At 55.5% G+C, this 19,086-nt stretch carries 21 protein-coding genes; 1 reads left to right on the top strand and 20 read right to left on the bottom strand.

What is annotated here, in order from left to right; translation table 11 throughout:
• The 4 genes from EV680_RS12215 to lptM form a co-directional block, all read right to left on the bottom strand.
• Positions 1-152: IS3 family transposase (locus tag EV680_RS12215; protein WP_132953618.1), on the bottom strand; the 152-nt coding region annotated here is incomplete at its 3' end.
• A 107-nt stretch (positions 153-259) separates the two neighbouring features.
• Positions 260-607 (bottom strand): helix-turn-helix domain-containing protein, encoded by a 348-nt coding sequence (locus EV680_RS04860; RefSeq protein ID WP_132953617.1) that lies wholly within the window; start codon positions 605-607, stop codon positions 260-262.
• 86 nt (positions 608-693) lie between these two features.
• Positions 694-1,914 (bottom strand): diaminopimelate decarboxylase, encoded by a 1,221-nt coding sequence (lysA, locus tag EV680_RS04855; RefSeq protein ID WP_132953616.1) that lies wholly within the window; start codon positions 1,912-1,914, stop codon positions 694-696.
• The gene (lptM, locus tag EV680_RS04850) at positions 1,914-2,078 is read right to left on the bottom strand and encodes an LPS translocon maturation chaperone LptM (protein ID WP_132953615.1); all 165 of its coding nucleotides are present in this window, start codon (positions 2,076-2,078) and stop codon (positions 1,914-1,916) included. Before lptM ends, lysA begins: the two co-directional genes overlap by 1 nt.
• Before the next feature lie 75 nt (positions 2,079-2,153).
• On the opposite strand from lptM, the gene cyaY reads away from it, so the two are divergent.
• Entirely contained in the window at positions 2,154-2,480 is a 327-nt protein-coding gene (gene cyaY, locus EV680_RS04845; RefSeq protein ID WP_132953614.1) for an iron donor protein CyaY, read from the top strand.
• Positions 2,481-2,852: 372 nt separating this feature from the next.
• Here cyaY and EV680_RS04840 read toward each other — a convergent pair whose 3' ends face one another.
• The 16 genes from EV680_RS04840 to urtA all read right to left on the bottom strand — a co-directional run bounded on the left by EV680_RS04840 (position 2,853) and on the right by urtA (position 18,878).
• Positions 2,853-3,116 (bottom strand): acyl-CoA-binding protein, encoded by a 264-nt coding sequence (locus EV680_RS04840; RefSeq protein ID WP_132953613.1) that lies wholly within the window; start codon positions 3,114-3,116, stop codon positions 2,853-2,855.
• Positions 3,117-3,234: 118 nt separating this feature from the next.
• Positions 3,235-4,032: an urease accessory protein UreD gene (locus EV680_RS04835; RefSeq protein ID WP_165870907.1), complete on the bottom strand. Its 798-nt coding sequence runs from the start codon at positions 4,030-4,032 to the stop codon at positions 3,235-3,237.
• Between the two features lie 412 nt (positions 4,033-4,444).
• On the bottom strand, positions 4,445-5,080 hold the full coding sequence (gene ureG, locus EV680_RS04830; RefSeq protein WP_132953611.1) for an urease accessory protein UreG: 636 nt from the start codon (positions 5,078-5,080) through the stop codon (positions 4,445-4,447).
• Positions 5,081-5,107: 27 nt separating this feature from the next.
• Positions 5,108-5,467, bottom strand: coding sequence for a DUF488 domain-containing protein (locus tag EV680_RS04825; RefSeq protein WP_132953610.1), 360 nt, complete (start codon positions 5,465-5,467; stop codon positions 5,108-5,110).
• Positions 5,468-5,590: 123 nt separating this feature from the next.
• Positions 5,591-6,148 carry a HupE/UreJ family protein gene (locus EV680_RS04820; RefSeq protein ID WP_132953609.1) on the bottom strand — a complete coding sequence of 186 codons (558 nt, stop codon included), beginning with the start codon at positions 6,146-6,148 and terminating at the stop codon, positions 5,591-5,593.
• 481 nt (positions 6,149-6,629) lie between these two features.
• Positions 6,630-7,328, bottom strand: coding sequence for an urease accessory protein UreF (locus EV680_RS04815; RefSeq protein ID WP_132953608.1), 699 nt, complete (start codon positions 7,326-7,328; stop codon positions 6,630-6,632).
• Between the two features lie 155 nt (positions 7,329-7,483).
• The gene (ureE, locus tag EV680_RS04810; protein WP_132953607.1) at positions 7,484-7,999 is read right to left on the bottom strand and encodes an urease accessory protein UreE; all 516 of its coding nucleotides are present in this window, start codon (positions 7,997-7,999) and stop codon (positions 7,484-7,486) included.
• A gap of 84 nt (positions 8,000-8,083) precedes the next feature.
• Entirely contained in the window at positions 8,084-8,539 is a 456-nt protein-coding gene (locus EV680_RS04805) for an endonuclease domain-containing protein (RefSeq protein WP_132953606.1), read from the bottom strand.
• 504 nt (positions 8,540-9,043) lie between these two features.
• Positions 9,044-11,095, bottom strand: coding sequence for an urease subunit alpha (gene ureC, locus EV680_RS04800; RefSeq protein WP_132953605.1), 2,052 nt, complete (start codon positions 11,093-11,095; stop codon positions 9,044-9,046).
• A gap of 315 nt (positions 11,096-11,410) precedes the next feature.
• A complete protein-coding gene (locus EV680_RS04795; RefSeq protein ID WP_132953604.1) occupies positions 11,411-11,797 on the bottom strand; it encodes a VOC family protein in 387 nt (128 codons plus the stop codon).
• A 24-nt stretch (positions 11,798-11,821) separates the two neighbouring features.
• The gene (ureA, locus tag EV680_RS04790) at positions 11,822-12,124 is read right to left on the bottom strand and encodes an urease subunit gamma (protein ID WP_132953603.1); all 303 of its coding nucleotides are present in this window, start codon (positions 12,122-12,124) and stop codon (positions 11,822-11,824) included.
• A gap of 342 nt (positions 12,125-12,466) precedes the next feature.
• Positions 12,467-13,174, bottom strand: coding sequence for an urea ABC transporter ATP-binding subunit UrtE (urtE, locus tag EV680_RS04785; protein ID WP_132953602.1), 708 nt, complete (start codon positions 13,172-13,174; stop codon positions 12,467-12,469).
• A gap of 333 nt (positions 13,175-13,507) precedes the next feature.
• On the bottom strand, positions 13,508-14,305 hold the full coding sequence (urtD, locus tag EV680_RS04780) for an urea ABC transporter ATP-binding protein UrtD (protein ID WP_132953601.1): 798 nt from the start codon (positions 14,303-14,305) through the stop codon (positions 13,508-13,510).
• Positions 14,302-15,447 (bottom strand): urea ABC transporter permease subunit UrtC, encoded by a 1,146-nt coding sequence (urtC, locus tag EV680_RS04775; RefSeq protein ID WP_132953600.1) that lies wholly within the window; start codon positions 15,445-15,447, stop codon positions 14,302-14,304. The genes urtD and urtC overlap by 4 nt, the downstream gene beginning before the upstream one ends.
• Positions 15,444-17,096: an urea ABC transporter permease subunit UrtB gene (gene urtB, locus EV680_RS04770; protein ID WP_132953599.1), complete on the bottom strand. Its 1,653-nt coding sequence runs from the start codon at positions 17,094-17,096 to the stop codon at positions 15,444-15,446. Before urtB ends, urtC begins: the two co-directional genes overlap by 4 nt.
• A gap of 441 nt (positions 17,097-17,537) precedes the next feature.
• Complete coding sequence (urtA, locus tag EV680_RS04765) at positions 17,538-18,878, bottom strand: urea ABC transporter substrate-binding protein (protein ID WP_132953598.1); 1,341 nt, start codon at positions 18,876-18,878, stop codon at positions 17,538-17,540.
• Between the last annotated feature and the right edge of the window lie 208 nt (positions 18,879-19,086).

Raw genomic sequence — 19,086 nt, 5'->3', positions numbered from 1 at the left:
TAGTATTTTCGCTTCTCTCGGACAATGGCTTTTAAATTCATTTTCTTCATCAGCCGTTCTGCTTTTTTCTTGTTCCACGATAAGGCGGCGGCAATGCGGCGGGCGCCGTAACGGCCTTTGTGTTGGTCGTAAACGGCACGAACGGTTTGCATGTCGGCCAGGTCTTTGTCGGGCTTCTGGTTGCGCTTCCGGCTGAAGTAAAAGCTGCTTCGTTCGATATCTGCGGCAGGGAGCAGGTATTTGAGGGGATGGTTTGCCCTTAATGCTTCGATGATTTGCGCTTTTTTGGCGTTGCTGTCTTCTGAGGAAAAAGGGCTTCGAGCTTTTTTAGATAGGCGACCTCGGCTCTGAGGTAGCCCACTTCTTGCAATAGCTCATCCTGTGTTTTTTCTTTATCGGGTTTGTCGGCAATAAAGGGGTTGGTTTTTTTGTCGGCCATGGCTTGGGGATGCTCGAGTGCCGCGAGTCCGCCTTGCTCGTAGGCGGCAATCCAGCGGCGTAGGTGGGTGCGGGACATTCGAAATGCGTCGGCGGTGAGCTGCTGGCTTCGAATGCAATAGTAATGCATAACGGCTTGGTATTTGAAGTCTACGGTATATTTGTTCATAAGAAAACTGCACCTTTATGGGTTGGATGGGGGTGTCCAACTTTTGGGGTGCAGTTCAGATGTTCAGACGGCCTTTTTGATGATGTTTACAAGCAGGCGGTTTCGTTGGCCATTTGTTGCTCGAAGCTTTCGCGTTGGCGCACAAGGCGCGCTTGGCTGCCGTTTACCCACACTTCGGCGGCGCGGTTGCGGGTGTTGTAATTGCTGGCCATGCTGGCGGCATAGGCGCCGGCGCTGCGGATGGCCAGAATATCGCCGGCTTCACAGGCGAGCGTGCGGTTGTGGGCGAGAAAGTCGCCGGTTTCGCAAATCGGGCCGACCACATCGGCGCTGATGGGCGCAATGTTTTTTGGCTCGACGGCTTCGATATGGTGATAAGCCTCATAAAGAGCGGGGCGCATCAAATCGTTCATCGCGGCATCTACAATGATGAAGTTTTTTTCTTCGCCGTGTTTGATGTATTCCACTTTGGTGAGCAGCGTGCCGGCGTTGCCCACCAGGCTGCGGCCGGGCTCGAGCATCAATTTGAGCGGCCGCGTGCCGATGATTGTGTCCACGGCTCGGGCATAGCCGGCTAAATCGGGCACGCTTTCATTGTTGTAAACAATGCCGATGCCGCCGCCCAAATCAATATGTTCGAGCGCAATGCCCTCGACAGCGAGCTGATCCACCAGCAGCACGATGCGCTCGCAGGCTTCCACGAGCGGGCTTAAATCGGTGAGCTGCGAACCGATGTGGCAGTCGATACCGGTGATGCGCAAATGCGGCAGCGTGGCGGCGTGGCGGTAGGCCGCAGGTGCGTCGGCATAGGCAATGCCGAATTTGTTGGCTTTGAGGCCGGTGGAAATATACGGATGAGTTTTGGCATCGACATCGGGGTTGATGCGCAGCGATATGGGCGCGGTTTGGTTCAAGCGCGCGGCCACGGCGTTGATGCGGTCGAGCTCGGGCAGGCTTTCCACATTGAAACACAACACGCCGGCATTGAGCGCGAATTCGATTTCGGCTTCGCTTTTGCCCACGCCCGAGAAAATGGTTTTGCCCGCATCGCCGCCGGCGGCCAATACGCGCGCCAATTCGCCGCCCGACACGATATCAAAACCGCTGCCCAGTGCGGCGAAATGCTTGAGCAGGCTCAGATTGCCGTTGGCTTTGACGGCATAGCAAACGAGTGGAGAGAGCGCGGAGAAGGCGGAAGTGTAGGCGCAAAAGGCTTCGGTGAGCGCGCTTTGGCTATACACATAAAGTGGGGTGCCGAATTGCCCGGCCAAATCGGTGAAAGAAATATTTTCGCAATGCAGGGTCATTATGGTTCCGCGTGAGTGGTGGGTTCTTTAGGGGTGAATTGGATGCCGGTTTGGATCACGCCGAAACGGGCTTGGTCGTCTTCTTTGGGCAGATAAAGGTCGCCCTTATAGCCGCAGGCGCTCAGAAACAGAGCGGCGGCGAGCCAAAATACGGTGGTTTTCATGCAGATTCTTTCTTTGGGCGCGGGAATGTGGCAAGATTCGGTATCTTAAACAAAAATGCCCGGATACACAAAGCCATGATGACCGAAAGCGGATTTTTGCAACACACTGATGCCTTGTTTGCCCATATTGAAGACCAAATCGACGAGGGCGGCTGGGATTTCGACTGCCGCTTTGCCGGCAATGTGCTCACGATTGAGGCCGACAACGGCACGCAGATTATTGTAAACCGCCACACGCCCAATCAGGAATTGTGGATTGCGGCCAAAAGCGGCGGCTATCATTTTTCCGAGCAAAACGGCCGCTGGCTGGCCACGCGCGACGGCAGCGAATTTTTTGCGGTGCTCAACGAAGCTTTGAGCGCGGCTTGCGGGGAAGCGGTGCAGATTGATGCGTTTGCCTGATTATTGGTATAAGTAAAACCAAAGGCCGTCTGAAAGATTCAAGCTTTCAGACGGCCTTGTTGTTGAATGAGAAAATGCGTGTTTGGCTGCGTCACACGCCCTATGCACGGCTTAAGATTTATGGTTTTTGTAGCCGTTTTTCTTTATATAGTGGAATGCAAGAAAAAGTGATACAAAGCCACGCACTATCACGGAGTAGGTTGGGTTGATAAACCCAACGTTTCAGACGGCCTGTGGGCTTGTTGGGTTTTCAACCCAACCTACCCGTTGCGTCACTTTTTTTATGCATTCCACTATATTTCACGATATAAAACCAAAGGCCGTCTGAACATAAAAGTTTCAGACGGCCTTTGGTTTGGCAATGCGGTTTGATTATTCTTCGTTTAACAAACGCTCTACTTCGGCCACATAAGCCTGCATGGCTTCATCGGACGACATGCCTTTTAAGCCGCTCCAGGCTTCGTATTTTTTCTTGGCCACAAGGTCGAACATACCCGGCTTGTCGCCGCTCACGTCGCCGTCGGTGGCTTGTTTGTAGAAGGAATAAAGCTTCAGCAAGGTGGCGTTGTCGGGGCGCTCGGCCAGGCTCACCACGTCTTCTTGCGCTTGTGCGAAGCGTTGTTTTAAATCACTCATGTTTTCTCCTTGCAGGTGGAATGGTAGAAAGCTGTTTGTATCATGTTTTCAGACGGCCTGCAAAGCGCGGCGTTGGAGTGATTGTTCGAAAGCTTGAGCCGGCTTGGCGTGCGTGCGTTCAGACGGCCTCGCTCTGAATCAGCGCGGCGGCTTCGGCCAGCAGGTGCGTTAAGATTTCCGCTTCGTTCGCCAATGCGCGCAGGCAAATAATATTGTCGGCGGCCAGGCTCATGCCGAGCAAGAGGCCGTCTGAAAAGCGCGGCGGCAGGCGTTGGTGGAGCGCATCGAGCAGTGGCTTGAGCGCGGTTTGGGCGTGGGTGTTTGCATAAAACAATGAAGCTTGGTGGCTGTAGCCTTCCATTTGGCCGAGCGTTTGCAGCGGGTGGCGTGCGGGCTGCCATTGGATGTTGTCGGTGAGCAAAAGCTTGTGGCGGTGGTGGATGTGAAGCTGTGAAGAGAAGTAGGCAAAGGCGAAGCATTCATGATTGAGCACGCGGCCGGCGGCGGTGATTTCGCCGTAGAGCAGCGTGCAGTTGTCGGCCAAATCGATGCGGGTGGTTTGTTTGAGCGTGCTGCCGCGGTGCAGCACCAGAGGGTGCGGCAGGTAAATCAGGTGGCTGCCAGCGGCTTGGCTGATGCGGTGGTGTTGCTCGGCCATGCTGCCTTCGTGCATGGCAAGCACGCGCGTGAAAGCTTGGGTGGATAAATGCAGGGCGCTTTCTTCGGCCAGCGCAAGATTGATGCGGATGCAGTCGCCCGCGAGCAGGCCGGGCGAAGACGACATTTGTATGGCGCGCAACATGCCGTCGGGCTGCGGCGGCAGCGTGAGCAGCTTGAGCGGCGGGGTGGCGAAGCAGTCGCCCAACACGGTGCGGCCGTGGCGGATGCGGGTGGATAAGGTGAGCTTGGATTGCATGTGCGCCTTGTCATCTAGCGGGTGAATTGAATCATGGTTGTGACCCGCAGTTGTAGGTCGGATTCTCGAATCCGACATTTACCGCAGCCCTGAAAGCCTTGTTCTGCGAACAAGTGTCGGGTTCGAGAAGCCGACCTACACGCTGTTGTAAAAAAGGTTTCAGGCCGTCTGAAATATAAAAGTTGCAGCCCTGTAGCGTGCGCTCTGTCCACAAATCAGCAGAAATCTTGAGGGCAAAGCCCACGCTGCAAATTGAAGCAGTTGTAGGTCGGATACTTGTATCCGACATTTTCCGCAGCTCTGAAACCTTGTTCTGCGAACAAGTGTCGGATTCGAGAATCCGACCCACACGCTGTTGTGAAAAAGGTTTCAGGCCGTCTGAAACGCTTTCAGACGGCCTTTCGCGTAAACATCAGCGCACCAATGCCGCCGGTTCGGCCACATCTTCCAGCAGCGCGTATTTCTGTATCCAGCCGATTACGGCGGCCAGATTTTCGTCTTTCATCAAATTGGTAAATACAAAAGGCTGGCCGAGCCGCATGCGCCGTGCATCGCGTTCCATCACATCCAAGCTCGCACCCACGTGCGGGGCGAGGTCGGTTTTGTTGATGACGAGCAAATCGGAGCGGGTGATGCCGGGGCCGCCTTTGCGCGGAATTTTTTCGCCTTGCGCCACGTCGATCACAAAAATGGTCACGTCGGCCAAATCGGGGCTGAAGGTGGCGGATAAATTGTCGCCGCCCGATTCGATAAACACGATTTCCACATCGGGAAAACGCGCCGCCATTTCATCCACCGCTTCCAGATTCATGCTGGCATCTTCGCGAATCGCCGTGTGCGGGCAGCCGCCGGTTTCCACGCCCATAATGCGCTCGGGCGGCAACAGGCTGTTTTTGGTGAGAAATTCGGCGTCTTCCTGGGTGTAGATGTCGTTGGTGATCACCGCCACGCTGTATTGGCCGGCGATTTGGCGGGTGAGCCGCTCGATAAGCGCGGTTTTTCCCGAGCCCACGGGGCCGGCCACGCCGATTTTGATGTAGTTGCGCATAGGGTTCTCTTTTTTGAAATCAACCATTCAGGTAGCCTTTTGTTCCAACACCGCCTGCAACACCGGCAAATGGCTGTGCGCCACATCTTTGGCGGCGGTGAGCAAAATCAGGCTGCCGTGTTGCTGATGCAGATCGCGCAAGGCTTGCAGCGCGGGTTGGGCTTCGGGGCGGGCTAATTCAGCCTGATAGCGTTGGCTGAATTCGGCGTAGCGCGTTTGAGGATTTTGATGAAACCACTTGCGCAAATCGGTGGAAGGTGTGACCGCTTTATCCCACTCAATGCCCGCCAATTTCGCCTTGCTCACGCCGCGCGGCCACAAGCGGTCGGCCAACACGGCGGGGGTGTTTTGCAGGGTAAAACCGTAAACGCGTTGTAAAATATACATGTTTGTTCTCCCAAATCGACTCATACCCATTCAAAAAAGTAAGCTAACAAGGCGGAAGCCTGCGACAGTACAGATAGTACGGCAAGGCGAGACAACGAAGTTAGGTTATTTTTTGGATTGGTATCAGGCAAACAACATACCCAAGCCGGCCAGGCCGATGGCGCTGCCCGTCGCGCGCAGCAGCCACACGTTTTTATTCAGCGCTTGGCCGATGCCGAAACCGGCGGCATGCAGCGCGGCGGTGGCAATCATGAAGCCCGCAGCAAAACTGAGCGCACCATGCGCGCCCAATTCTGAGCCGTGCGCCACGCCGTGAAACAGCGCAAACCCGCCCACCATCAACGCAGCAAACGCCATCGGCACGCGTTTGGCCCAAGCGGCGGCCAAGCCCAGCACCAACACCGAAGCGGCAATGCCTTGTTCCATCATCGGCACTTCGCCCCCGTTGGCGCCAAACACAAAGCCCAATGCCATCACGCCGACAAAGCTGGCGGGAATCAGCCAACGCGCCTTGCCGCTAAACGATGCCGCCCACAAGCCCACGGCCAGCATGGTCAATAAATGGTCCCAACCGCCAATCGGGTGCCACAAACCGGCCATCAGGCCGCTGCTTTCATGGCCGGGGTGGGCGAGCGCCAACGCGGGGGCGGCGAAAAAGAGGAGGGCGAGCAGTTTTTTCATGAGGGTTCCTTCATTTAAATAAAGCAGTTGAATGCGGTTTCAGACGGCCTGGGTTTACGGGTTGTGCAGGTCGGATTTTTGAAGCCGATGCTTGTTCAGAGAGCAAAAAGCTTGTGTTTCGGCCGGTTTGGCCGAATGTCGGATTCGAAAATCCGACTTGCGCAAAGGTGTTGCGTCAGGCCGCTGCCGGAAGGTTTATACCAATCCAAAAAAATAATATACAAACGGGCAGCCTGTAGGTCGGATTCTCGAATCCGACACTTGTTCGCAGAACAAGGCACGCACATCGCTTTGGCCGTTGGCCAAACGTCGGATTCAAGAATCCGACCTACGCGGATGATGCTGCCGAACTGCTTTTATTTTGTAAGGTTACTTTTTTTGAATGGGTATTATATCTAAACGTATTTCGCTATAGATTGTCAACAATTAAACGCTACCTGAAAATCAATGTTTCAGGTAGCGTTGCGGTTTTTATGGTTATTTAACTCATATAAAGCCGCGTGTAGAGCCGCTCGTGCTGCATGGCGCGGATGTCGGCGGCGAGCGTGGCGGCGCCTGTCCATTCGGCATCGGGGTGCAAGTTTTCGGCCACGGCGCAGGCAATCGGCTCGCGCAGGGCGAATAAAATATCTTGGCCGGCCATTTGGCTGAGCGGAATCAGCTTCACGCCGTTGGTGACGGTGCCGACGGCGGCGTTGTAATAAAAAGCATACAGCGCCTGCGCTTTGTCCAAGCCCATGCAGGCGGCCACAAGGCCGAAGGCGAGCGGATAACAGCCTTTGGCTTGCTGCGCGCCTAAGGCCGCTTGAAAGCTTTGCAAAATGTCGGCCTGCTCGTGGCGGGCGAAGATTTTCAGCAGCCGCACGCCGAGCTTGAAGCCGGCTTCGCGGATTTCGCGCGGCGCTTTGGCGGCGGCGATTTTTTCATCCAATGCCAATAATGCGGGCAAATCGTTTTGCGTGGCGGCATCGAAGGCGAGCGAGGCATAAGCGCCGTCGTTATACACCCAGTTTTGCGCCAGCTGCACCGCCACATATTCATGTAGCGTGGCTTCATCGTGCACCACGCGCTGTTGCACAAAGGTTTCCAGCCCGCCGGAATGGTTGAAGCCGCCAATGGGCAGCGTGGGGTCGACCAGGTGTAGGAGCGCGCCGAGGCGGCTGAGGGTGTCAATGCTCATCGTTTACCCACCCCCTAACCCCCTCCCGCGAGCGGTAGGGGGAACAGGTTGTTGTTGGTGTTTAATTGTGGTTGTGTTGTGTTGTGTTTTGCTGTTTTACCCACCCCCCTAACCCCCTCCCGCGAGCGGGCGGGGGAACAGGTTGTTGGCGGTGTTTAATTGTGGCTGTGGTTGTGCTCGTGGTGATGGCTGTGCCCGTGCCCACCCGCGCCTTGGGCGGAGTTGGCGCGTAATTGCTCGCTCAGGCGGCGGTGGTCGCGCTGTGGGGCGAAGCCGGCGGCGCAGAGCCATTCAAACAGGGGCTTGTCGTAGGGCAGCAGCAATTCGTTGCCGTCGAGAAACAGCGGTGTGTGTTTGTTGCCGATTTCATAACAGGCGCGCGCCATGTCGGGCAGGGTTTGCGGCGATAAAACCATCACTTCCGAAGGCTCGATTGCCACGCTGATGGCCAGCGTGTCGCTCAGATACACCACATCGCCGTGGTGCAGGCGCTGGCCTTCTTTTAATAATTTAAACGCAATATCCCGTCCGCCCTCTGTGGTGGTGCGCAAAATGCGGCGCTCGGCTTCATACCATTTGAGGCGCACGCTGTCGCGGGTTTGGGCGTTCAGACGGCCTGCATCGCTTAATTCGGCTTCGCTGCCGATAATGGTTTGGATGATTAAATTCATGTGTTTTCCTGAGGCCGTCTGAACAGTTTGATCAGCGGCAATGGCGTTCGATTTCGGTTAATACGTCTAGGGTCTGTTCACAATTCATCTCGTGGCAATCTTTTGGCTCAAAAACGCGCCTGCCACGTTGAAAATGCTCGCAAGGTGTCCAACCTTGCTGCGCTTTTCGCCTTGCAAGCACGCTTTTGCGCTCAAAATCTTACGCACGGATGAAATGTGAACAGACCCTAGCGTTTGCTGTAAAACCTGGTTGTTCCAAAAGCGCAAAACGCGATAGCCTTCGCTTTCTAAATAGGCCGTGCGTGCGGCATCATAATCGGCTTGTTCGGCGTGTTGGCCGCCATCAAGCTCGATAATCAGCTTTTTTTCCATGCTGATGAAATCCACAATATAGCCGCCTATGGTTTGCTGGCGGCGAAACTTGATACCGTGCATTTGCTTGCCGCGCAGGTGTTGCCATAAATGCTGCTCGGCAAGGGTGGGCTGGTTGCGCAATGCACGGGCGCGTGATTTTAAGGCCGGGTTGCGGGTGTGGGGCATGAGGTTTTCCGTGTTTGGTTGTGTTTGTTGTATGTGTTGTTTTGCTGTTTGGCCCACCCCCTAGCCCCCTCCCGCGAGCGGTAGGGGGAACAGGTGGCTGAGGTTGGAGCAGTTGCTGTGTTAGCGAGTTTGGTAAAATAATCCAATAAAACATATTATTATCGTAGCACTATCAATTCAACACCGGCCGTCTGAAAGCCGTTATTTTAAGCCGCCAACCCACCCGCTTCCGCAATCTGTTCCCCCGCCCCGCCCGCTCGCGGTAGGGGGAACAGGTTGCTGAGGGTGGGGCAGTTGCTGTGTTAGCGAGTTTGGTAAAATAATCCAATAAAACATATTATTATCGTGGCACTATCAATTCAGCACAGGCCGTCTGAAAGCCGTTATTTTAAGCCGCAAAAACCACCCGCTTCCGCAATCTGTTCCCCCGCCCGCGCGCGGGAGGGGGTTAGGGGGTGGGCGCGACGGCCTTCAGAAGCCCAAAACAAACCCCCCAAAACAAACTCAAAACAAAAAATACCTTTGCGCCAGCGGCACTTTTTCGGCCGGTGCGCAGGTGATGTGCTCGCCGTTTACGCGCACTTCGTAGCGCTCGGGGTCGACCGTGATTTCGGGTGTGCCCTTATTGTGGATTAAATCTTTTTTGCCGATGTTGCGGCAGTTTTGCACCGGCAGGGTTTGTTTCTGCAAACCGTAGCGGCTGCGGATGTCGGCATCGACGGCGGCTTGCGACACAAACAACACGGCGGTTTCGCTTACCGCTTTGCCGTGCGCGCCGAACATGGGGCGGTAGAGCACCGGCTGCGGCGTGGGGATGCTGGCATTCGGGTCGCCCATGCGTGCGTAGCTGATGCTGCCGTTTTTGATGATGATTTCGGGTTTTACGCCGAAAAAGGCCGGTTTCCAGAGCACAATATCGGCCATTTTGCCCGCTTCGATGGAGCCGACGTATTGGCTGATGCCGTGGGCGATGGCGGGGTTGATGGTGTATTTGGCGATGTAGCGCTTGATGCGGAAATTGTCGAGGCCGTCTGAATCTTCGGGCAGGCTGCCGCGTTGCTGTTTCATTTTGTCGGCGGTTTGCCAGGTGCGGATAATCACTTCGCCCACGCGCCCCATGGCTTGCGAATCGGAGCTCATGATGGAAAACACGCCCATGTCGTGCAGAATGTCTTCGGCGGCGATGGTTTCGGGGCGGATGCGGGAATCGGCAAAGGCAATGTCTTCGGGCACGCGTTTGTCGAGGTGGTGGCACACCATCAGCATATCGAGGTGCTCGTCGATGGTGTTGACGGTAAACGGGCGCGTGGGGTTGGTGGAGGCGGGCAACACATTGGGATACATGGCTGCTTTGATGATGTCGGGCGCATGGCCGCCGCCCGCGCCTTCGGTGTGGAAGGTGTGAATCACGCGGCCGGCAATGGCGGCCATGGTGTCTTCGAGAAAACCGCTCTCATTGAGCGTGTCGGTGTGGATGGCTACCTGAATATCCATTTCGTCGGCAATGTTTAGCGCGGCATCAATCACGGCGGGGGTGGCGCCCCAATCTTCATGAATTTTCAAACCCAGCGCACCGGCTTCGATTTGCTCGCGCAAAGGCGCCAGGCTCGCGCAATTGCCTTTGCCGAAAAAGCCGAGGTTCACCGGATAAGCTTCGGCGGCCTGCAACATGCGCTGAATATGCCATGCGCCGGGGGTAACGGTGGTGGCGTTGGTGCCGTCGGCGGGGCCGGTGCCGCCGCCGATTAGGGTGGTGATGCCGCTCTCAATCGCATGCTCGATTTGCTGCGGGCAGATGTAGTGGATGTGGGTGTCGATGCCGCCGGCGGTGGCGATTAAGTGCGCGCCGTTGTGCACTTCGGTGGCCGCGCCGATAACCATATTGGGGCGCACGCCGCTCATGGTGTCGGGGTTGCCCGCTTGGCCGATGCCGACGATTTTGCCGTCGCGGATGCCGATATCGGCCTTGATGATGCCGCTGTGGTCGATAATCACCACATTGGTGATGGCAAAATCGAGCACGTTTTCATCGCTGCGGCAGGCCGTGGCCGATTGCGCCATGCCGTCGCGCACCGATTTGCCGCCGCCGAATTTGCATTCATCGCCTTTGGTGAGCCAATCTTGCTCGATGGTGGCAAAAAGGCCGGTGTCGCCCAAGCGGATTTTGTCGCCCACCGTGGCGCCGTAAGTGGCCAGATATTGCGCACGCGGGATGGTGAGCGCGGCTTTGTCGGCAGCTTGCGGCGCGGTTGGAACTTTGCCATCGGTTTCATTGCGGAAACCCTGCAAGATTTGGGCGCCGCCAAACGCCACCAGTTCCATCGTTTTGCGCTCGCCCGGTTCGAAGCGCACGGCGTTGCCGCTGGGGATATTCAGGCGGAAGCCTTTGGCCGCTTCGCGCTCGAATTGCAGCGCGGGATTGGTTTCATAAAAATGATAATGCGAGCCGACCTGAATCGGGCGGTCGCCCAAATTGGTCACACTGAGCGTGCGCGTTTCGCGGCCGAGATTGGCGGCGATGTCGCCTTCGGCGGGCAGGTATTCACCGGGGTTCATGGTCGGGTTTCCTTTGAATGTATTAAGCAGTTGCCGGGGTTTCAGGTAGCCTTCAGCGGTGGAGGCTGCCTGAAACGGGGTGGAGGTTGGATTTTTGAATCCGACATTTCACTATTGATTCGGCAATTAAATATTGAACATTTTCAGATGCCGGCAAACAAGCCTTTGGTTTGTTGCCCTCTCCCTAGCCCTCTCCCACGGGAGAGGGAACAGGTTTCTGCTGCAGGTAAGAGGATGTGAATATTCAATAATTAATTGCCGCATCTATAAAGCAGCGCTTGTTCTGCGAACAAGTGTCGGATACGAGTATCCGACCTACGGCTGCGGATAACGGCTGATTTCCAATAAATTGCCATCGGGGTCGCGCAGGTAAACCGATTCAATCGCGCCCACGGCGCCGGTGCGCGGCACGATGTCGCTGATGGCTTCGATTTGGTGGGCGGCCAGCTCGGCCAAAACTTGCGGCAAGGGCGTGTCGGTGAGCAAACACAAATCGGCGCTGCCAGTGGTGGCGCGGGCGGCGTTGGGCAACACTTCTGCGCCGAGTTGGTGCAGATTGATTTTTTGGCAGCCGAAACGCAAGGCTTTGCGGCCTTCGCCGAAGGTGATTGCTTCCATGCCGAGCACGCGGGTGTAGAAATCGACGCTGCGGGCAACATCGGCAACGGTGAGCACGAGGTGATCGAGGGCGGTGATGTTCATATCGCTGCTTTCAGGCGGAGGGGGTTAACGGATGGGCTGGTGCACGGTAACCAATTTGGTGCCGTCGGGAAACGTGGCTTCGATTTGCACTTCGTGAATCATCTCGGCCACGCCTTCCATCACGTCGTCGTAGCCGAGCAGGGTGGCGCCGTATTGCATTAATTCGGCCACGCTCATGCCGTCGCGCGCGGCTTCTTGCAAGTGGCTGGAAATATAGGCAACGGCTTCGGGATAATTGAGCTTGAGCCCGCGCGCGCGGCGTTTGGCGGCGAGCTCTCCGGCGAGAAAGAGCATCAGTTTTTCTTGTTCGCGGCTGGTGAGGTGCATGAGCGGCCTTTCGGGTTTCAGACGGCCTTGTGCTCAAAAGCGCCAGGCCGTCTGAAAATGTAGATTGTTTACAATTCGGATTAAGGATACTGCAATTTTTTGGGTTTGAAAATTGGCGGCGGCATTTTTTCAGACGGCCTGGGTGGAAACAAAGGCCGTCTGATACCAATTCTAAAAAATAACCTTACAAAATAAAAGCAGTTCGGCAACATCATCCGCGTAGGTCAAATTCTTGAATCCGACGTTTGGCCAACGGCCAAAGCGATGTGCGTGTCTTGTTCTGCGAACAAGTGTCGGATTCGAGAATCCGACCTACAGGCTAAAGGCCGTCTGAAAGCTTTTTTACACGCTCAAATAAGTTTGAATCAACTCTTCGGTAAGCTCGTTGCCACGGCCTTTGGCCACGCAATGGCCGCGCTCGATTAACACAAAGTGGTCGGCGAGCAGGTTGATCAGGTGCAGTTTTTGCTCGACCACCAGCACGGTGAGCCCCCATTCTTGGTTGAGGCGGCGGATGACTTTGGTGATGTCGTCGACGATATTGGGTTGGATGCCTTCGGTGGGCTCGTCGAGAATCAAGAGGCCGGGGTTGAGCACGAGGGCGCGGCCGATGGCGAGCTGTTGTTGTTGGCCGCCGGAGAGGTCGCCGCCGCGCCGCTGTTTCATGTCGAAGAGCACGGGAAAGAGCTCGTATATCATTTCGGGCACGTTGCGGGTGCGCTCGTTGCTGCGTTTGTTGTGCACGGGCAGGCCGATTTTGAGGTTGTCTTCTACGGTGAGCTGGGAAAATATCTGCCGGCCTTGCGGCACATAGGCGATGCCATGGTAGGGGCGTTTTTCGGGGCGTTGTTTGAGCAGGTCGATGTTGCCGTATTTCAAGGTGTCGGCTTGGGCGGCCACTTGCCCCATGATGGCTTTGAGCAGGGTGGTTTTGCCCACGCCGTTGCGGCCGATGATGCAGGTGCAGGCTTTTTCGGGCGCGGTGAAGCTGATGTTGTGCAGAATGTGGCTTTGGCCGTAGGATTGGTTGAGGTTTTCGATGGTGAGCATTTTGCTTCCTTTCTTGGCCGTTTGAATAGGTTTCAGACGGCATCGGGTTGTGGCGGCGGTGTGGGGTATGGTTTCTCAATCTTTTCAGTTGTAGGTCAGATTCTCGAATCCGACGCTTGTTCGCAGAACAAGTATCAGGCGGGTGGCGGATGTCGGATACGAGTATCCGACCTACACGGGTTTCAGACGGCATCAGATTGTGCGGCGGTAAACCCGTTCGGCGTAGGTCGGATTCTCGAATCCGACGCTTGTTCGCAGAACAATATTTTCAGGTAGCCTCGGCTTTGTCGGATACAAGTATCCGACCTACGCGGTTTGTTGTGCAGACGGCCTTTAATGCCCGCCACCAAGATACACATCCACCACCTGCCGGTTGGCTTGCACTTCGGGCAGGCTGCCTTCGGCCAGCACGCTGCCTTGGTGCAACACGGTGACTTTGCGGGCGATTTTTCGCACGAATTCCATGTCGTGTTCCACCACCACCACGGCTTGTTCGCCGGCCAGGCCGGTGAGCAATTCGGCGGTGCGCTCGATTTCGCCGTGGGTCATGCCGGTAACGGGTTCGTCGATGAGCAGCAGTTTGGGCTTCTGCATCAAGAGCATGCCGATTTCCAGCCATTGTTTTTGGCCGTGCGAGAGCACACCGGCGGGGCGTTGGCGGGTAGCGGTGAGGCCGATGGTGTGCAATACCTTATCGAGCAAGTCGTTTTGTTCGCCCGAAAGTTTGCGGCTTTTGCCGAAATAGGCGCCAAACACGCTTTTGCTGCCGGCGGCGGCGAGCGAGAGGTTGTCGTAAACGCTGAGCGATTCAAACACGGTGGGGGTTTGGAATTTGCGGCCGATGCCGGCGCGGGCGATTTCGGCTTCATCCATTTCCAAGAGGTTGTAGCGCTGGCCGAGCCACACATTGCCTTGGTCGGGGCGGGTTTTGCCGGTGATGATGTCCATCATGGTCGATTTGCCTGCGCCGTTGGGGCCGATGATGCAGCGCAACTCGCCTTTGTCGATATAAAGGTTGAGGCCGTTGATGGCTTTGAAGCCGTCGAAGCTCACCGAAACATCTTCCATATAAAGAATATATTTGTTGTCGATGTGGATATTGTCGAAACGGGTTTTGTTCACAAGGCTCATGCGGCTTCCTCCTGTGCGGCGGGGGTTTCAGACGGCGGCGGGGTGTCTTGCGGTTTGCGCTTTTGCGCCACCAAACCGGCAATGCCTTCTTTCAGAAAAATAGTCACCAACACAAACAGCGCGCCCAAAAAGAATAACCACGCATCGGGAAAGGCGGCGGTGAGCCAGGTTTTGGCATAATTCACCACAAACGCGCCGATAATCGCGCCAAACAAAGTCGCCCGGCCGCCGAGTGCCACCCAAATGATGATTTCAATTGAAGCGAGCGGCGCGAATTCGCTCGGGTTGATGATGCCCACTTGCGGCACATAAAGCGCACCGGCCACACCGGCAATCATGGCCGAGAGCACGAAAATGGCCAGCTTGATGTGTTCCACCCGAAAGCCGACAAAACGCACGCGCATTTCGGCATCGCGCACCGCCACCACGAGCTTGCCCAAGCGGGAATCCATGATGCTGCGCAGCAGGCCATATACCGCGAGCACGGTGAGGCCGGTGATGGCAAACAAGGCCACGCGGGTGGTGTCAGCGGTGAGGCTGAAGCCCAAAATGTCTTTAAAATCGGTGAGGCCGTTGTTGCCGCCAAAGCCCATTTCATTGCGGTAAAAAGCCAGCATCAAAGCATACGTCATCGCTTGGGTGATGATGGATAAATACACGCCCGACACGCGTGAGCGGAAACACAGCCCGCCCAACACAAACGCCAGCAAGCCGGGCACAAACAGCATCATCACCAGCGCCCACACGAAATATTCGCTGCCGAGCCAAAACCACGGCAATTCGCTCCAATTGAGAAACACCATAAAATCGGGCAGATTGGCATTGCCATAAGCGCCGCGCGTGCCGATTTCGCGCATTAAATACATGCCCATCGCGTAGCCGCCGAGCGCGAAAAACGCACCGTGGCCGAGGCTTAAAATGCCCAGATAGCCCCAGGCCAAATCCAATGCCAGCGCCAAGAGCGCATAGCAAAGATATTTGCCGAGCAGGGTAACGGTGTAGGTGGAAACATGCAGCGCGCTGCCGGCGGGAATCAGCAAGTTGCCGATCGGCACCAAGATAATCAGCGCCAGCAACAGGCCGAGGGTGATTTTGCCCAAGCGCGGCTCGCGCCGGAATGCGGTTACGATTGCGGAGCTCATTCAACCCCCCTGCCTTTCTGCGGAAACAAACCGCGCGGATATTTTTGGATAAACAGAATAATCAGCACCAACACAATGGCTTTGGCCAACACCGCGCCCAGCCACGGTTCGAATAATTTGTTCAACACGCCCAGCGTTAAGCCCGACACCAGCGTGCCCCACAAATTGCCCACGCCGCCAACCACCACCACCATAAAAGAATCGACAATATATTGCTGCCCCAGATTGGGCCCCACATTGGTGAGCTGCGACAAGGCCACGCCGGCCACACCGGCAATGCCCGAGCCTAAGCCGAAAGTGAGCATATCCACTTTGCGGTCGCTGATGCCCATGGCGCGCGCCATATGGCGGTTTTGCGACACCGCACGCACTTCCAGCCCCAAGCGGGTGCGTTTCATCACCGCCAAGAGCGTGAAGAAACACAGCAGGCAGAAAATAAAGATATACACGCGGTTCCAAGTAATCGACAAACCCGGCATCACTTCCCACGCGCCGCTCATCCATTCGGGGCTTTGCACCAAACGGTTGAGCGGCGAAAACACGCTGCGCACGGCTTGCTGCAAAATCAGGCTGATGCCGAAGGTGGCCAGCAGCGTTTCCAGCGGGCGGCCATATAAATAGCGCACCACAAAGCGCTCAATCAACACGCCCACGAAGCCGCTCACCAAAAACGCCACGGGAATCGCCACCGCAATCGACCAGCCGATGTGGTTCGGCATCAAAAGCTGCACCACATAAGCGCAATAAGCGCCGATCATCATCAATTCGCCGTGCGCCATATTGATCACGCCCATCACGCCAAAGGTAATCGCCAAACCGATGGCAGTGAGCACCAGCACCGAGCCCAGGCTCAGGCCGAAGCTTAAGGTTTCCGCACCTTTGAGCAGATCGAGCTTGGTTTCGATAGACGAAATGGCTTTTTGCGCCTGCGCTTTTAATGCAGGGGTAGAGGCCGTCTGAACATAGTTTTGCAGCAGGCTTAAGTTTTCAGGTAGCCCACTTTTATCGAGCACGGCAATGGCGGCGGCGTGGCGGCTGGTGTCGGCGCTTTGCAAATCGGCGCGGGCAATATAGGTTTCCATCAACGCGCGCACGTTTTTATCGGTTTCTTTGGGCAAGGCCGTCTGAACTTGAGCGAGCGCGGAGGCATCGTTTTTTTGCAGCATCTGCATCATCGCCGCTTTGCGCTCGGCCGGATGGCTGCTGAGCAAAGCGTTTTCAGCCACATAATGGCGCACCCATTGGCGGATTTTGTTGTTTACCGTGATTTTGTGCGCGCCTTCAGGCTTTTCTGCCGCTGTATCGGGCGCATCTATCGGTGCAAAAGTGTCGGTTTGCACGTTTTGAATATAAAACGCATTGCCCGAAGCAAACAGGTGGCCATCGGCCAGCGCCGCCAGAATATCGAGCGTGTGCACATGGCCGGATGCGGCCAGCGCTTCCACCGCGGCTTGTTTGGTGTGGAAATCATTGGCGGCCAAGCCTTGCAAGGCCGTCTGAAAATCGGCGGGGGCAGGGCGGGCCGGTGTTTCTGTCTGAATTTCGGCAACAGCGGCTTCATCGGCGAGCGCAGCGGGAGCGCTGAGGCCGAATGCCAACGCCAGCACGAAGCTGCCGAGGGTTTGTTTGAGGAAAGAGGGAGGCTTCATAAGGCATCCTTATTTTAGGGTTGTGATTGCTGCCGTAAAAAACAGAACAGCTTGTTTGTGCAAAATGCAAACCCTTCGGGTTTGTGCCCTCTTCCCAACCCTCCCCCACAGGGGAGGGAACAGATGGTTGCAGGCCGTCTGAAGCCGAAGAGATGTGCTGTTTCTTATAGGCACGGTAATGAATGATTGAATATTCACATTCTCTTACCCGCAGCAAAAACCTGTTCCCTATCACGTGGGAGCGGGCAACAAGCCAAAGGCTTGTTTGCCGGTATTCGAAAATGTTCAATATTTAATTGCCGAATCAATCAATTCTTCGATTCATATTGGATAAATCCGGCCATATTTCATAAGGCGGGTTTGCAAACTTTCTGCACAACAGTTTCAAAACAAACAGGCCGTCTGAAAATATTGAATGCTTTTCAGACGGCCTGGCTCAGCTTATTTCACACCGGCGGTGCATTTTTGGGCGGCTTGGTCGTAAGCGCCGCAATTCACCGGGTCGGCCCAGTCGGCCACCAGATTGGCCGATTCGGGCAACAGCGGCGACCAAGCTTCGCCCGCCACTTCGCCCTGGGTTTGCCACACCACGTCAAACTGGCCGTTGTCTTGAATTTCGCCGATAAACACAGGTTTGGTGATCATGTGGTTGGCCAACATTTTGGCGCCGCCGCCGGTGAGGTTGGGCGCTTCCACGCCGATCAGCGCTTTTTTCACCGCATCAGGCTCGGTGCTGCCAGCTTTTTCCACCGCTTTCACCCACATATTGAAGCCGATATAAGTGGCTTCCATCGGGTCGTTGGTCACGGCTTTGCTGTCTTTTTTGAAGGCTTTCCAGTTTTTGATAAAGGTTTCGTTGGCCGCTGTGTTGATGCTCTCGAAATAATTCCACGCTGCCAAATGCCCCACCAGCGGCTTGGTGTCGATGCCGGAAAGCTCTTGTTCGCCCACCGAAAACGCAATCACCGGAATTTGGTCGGGCGTGATGCTTTGGTTGGCCAATTCCTTATAGAAAGGCACGTTGGCATCGCCGTTGATGGTCGACACCACGGCAGCGTTGCCCGCAGCACCGAATTTTTTCACATCGGCCACAATTGATTGCCAATCCGATTGGCCAAACGGCGTGTAATTCACCATGATGTCTTTGGCGGCAATGCCTTTCGATTTCAGATAGGCTTCGAGAATTTTATTGGTGGTGCGCGGATACACATAATCCGTGCCCAAGAGCGCAAAGCGTTTCACGCCTTGGTCGAGCAGGTAATCCACCGCCGGAATCGCCTGCTGGTTGGGCGTGGCGCCGGTGTAGAAAATATTGGCGGAAGATTCCTGGCCTTCCCATTGCACGGGGTAAAACAAAATGCCGTTGAGCTCTTCATAAACCGGCAGCACCGATTTGCGCGACACGGAAGTCCAGCCGCCGAAAGTTACCGCCACTTTGTCTTTCGCCAACAGCTCGCGCGCTTTTTCGGCAAACAGCGGCCAGTTGGAAGCCGGATCCACCACCACCGGCTCCAGCTTTTTGCCCAACACGCCGCCTTTGGCGTTTTGCTCGTCGATAAGCATCAACACCGTGTCTTTCAACGCCGATTCGGAAATCGCCATCGTGCCGCTCAAAGAATGTAATACACCTACTTTAATGGTGTCACCCGAGGCGGCGGCAACAGCGGGTGCGGCATCAGAAGCGCCGCTTTGCGCGGCTTGTTCGCCTGATTTTTGACCGCAGCCGAACAAAAGAAAAGTGGAACATATTGCCGAGAGTAAAAATTGGCGCTTGCTTAGCATGGCGGGTTTCTCCGAAAAAGTTGAAAGAAAATAGGCTGGTAATATTGAATTGCCTGCATTTCATGATTTGAATTGTAAACAATCTTGAGTGAAGATTAGCAAATGAAAAACAAGATTGTCAACAATTATAAAAGGCAAAAGCGAAATACTGTTAACAATGTTGCCGATTTAGCAAAATGCGCACGGAGAAGTAAAATATCGGGGAAAT

This window comes from Uruburuella suis (assembly GCF_004341385.1).
GTDB classification, from domain to species: domain Bacteria; phylum Pseudomonadota; class Gammaproteobacteria; order Burkholderiales; family Neisseriaceae; genus Neisseria; species Neisseria suis.
The sequence above is the reverse complement of the archived record's forward strand: the minus strand, read 5'-3'. Positions and strand labels throughout refer to the sequence as shown.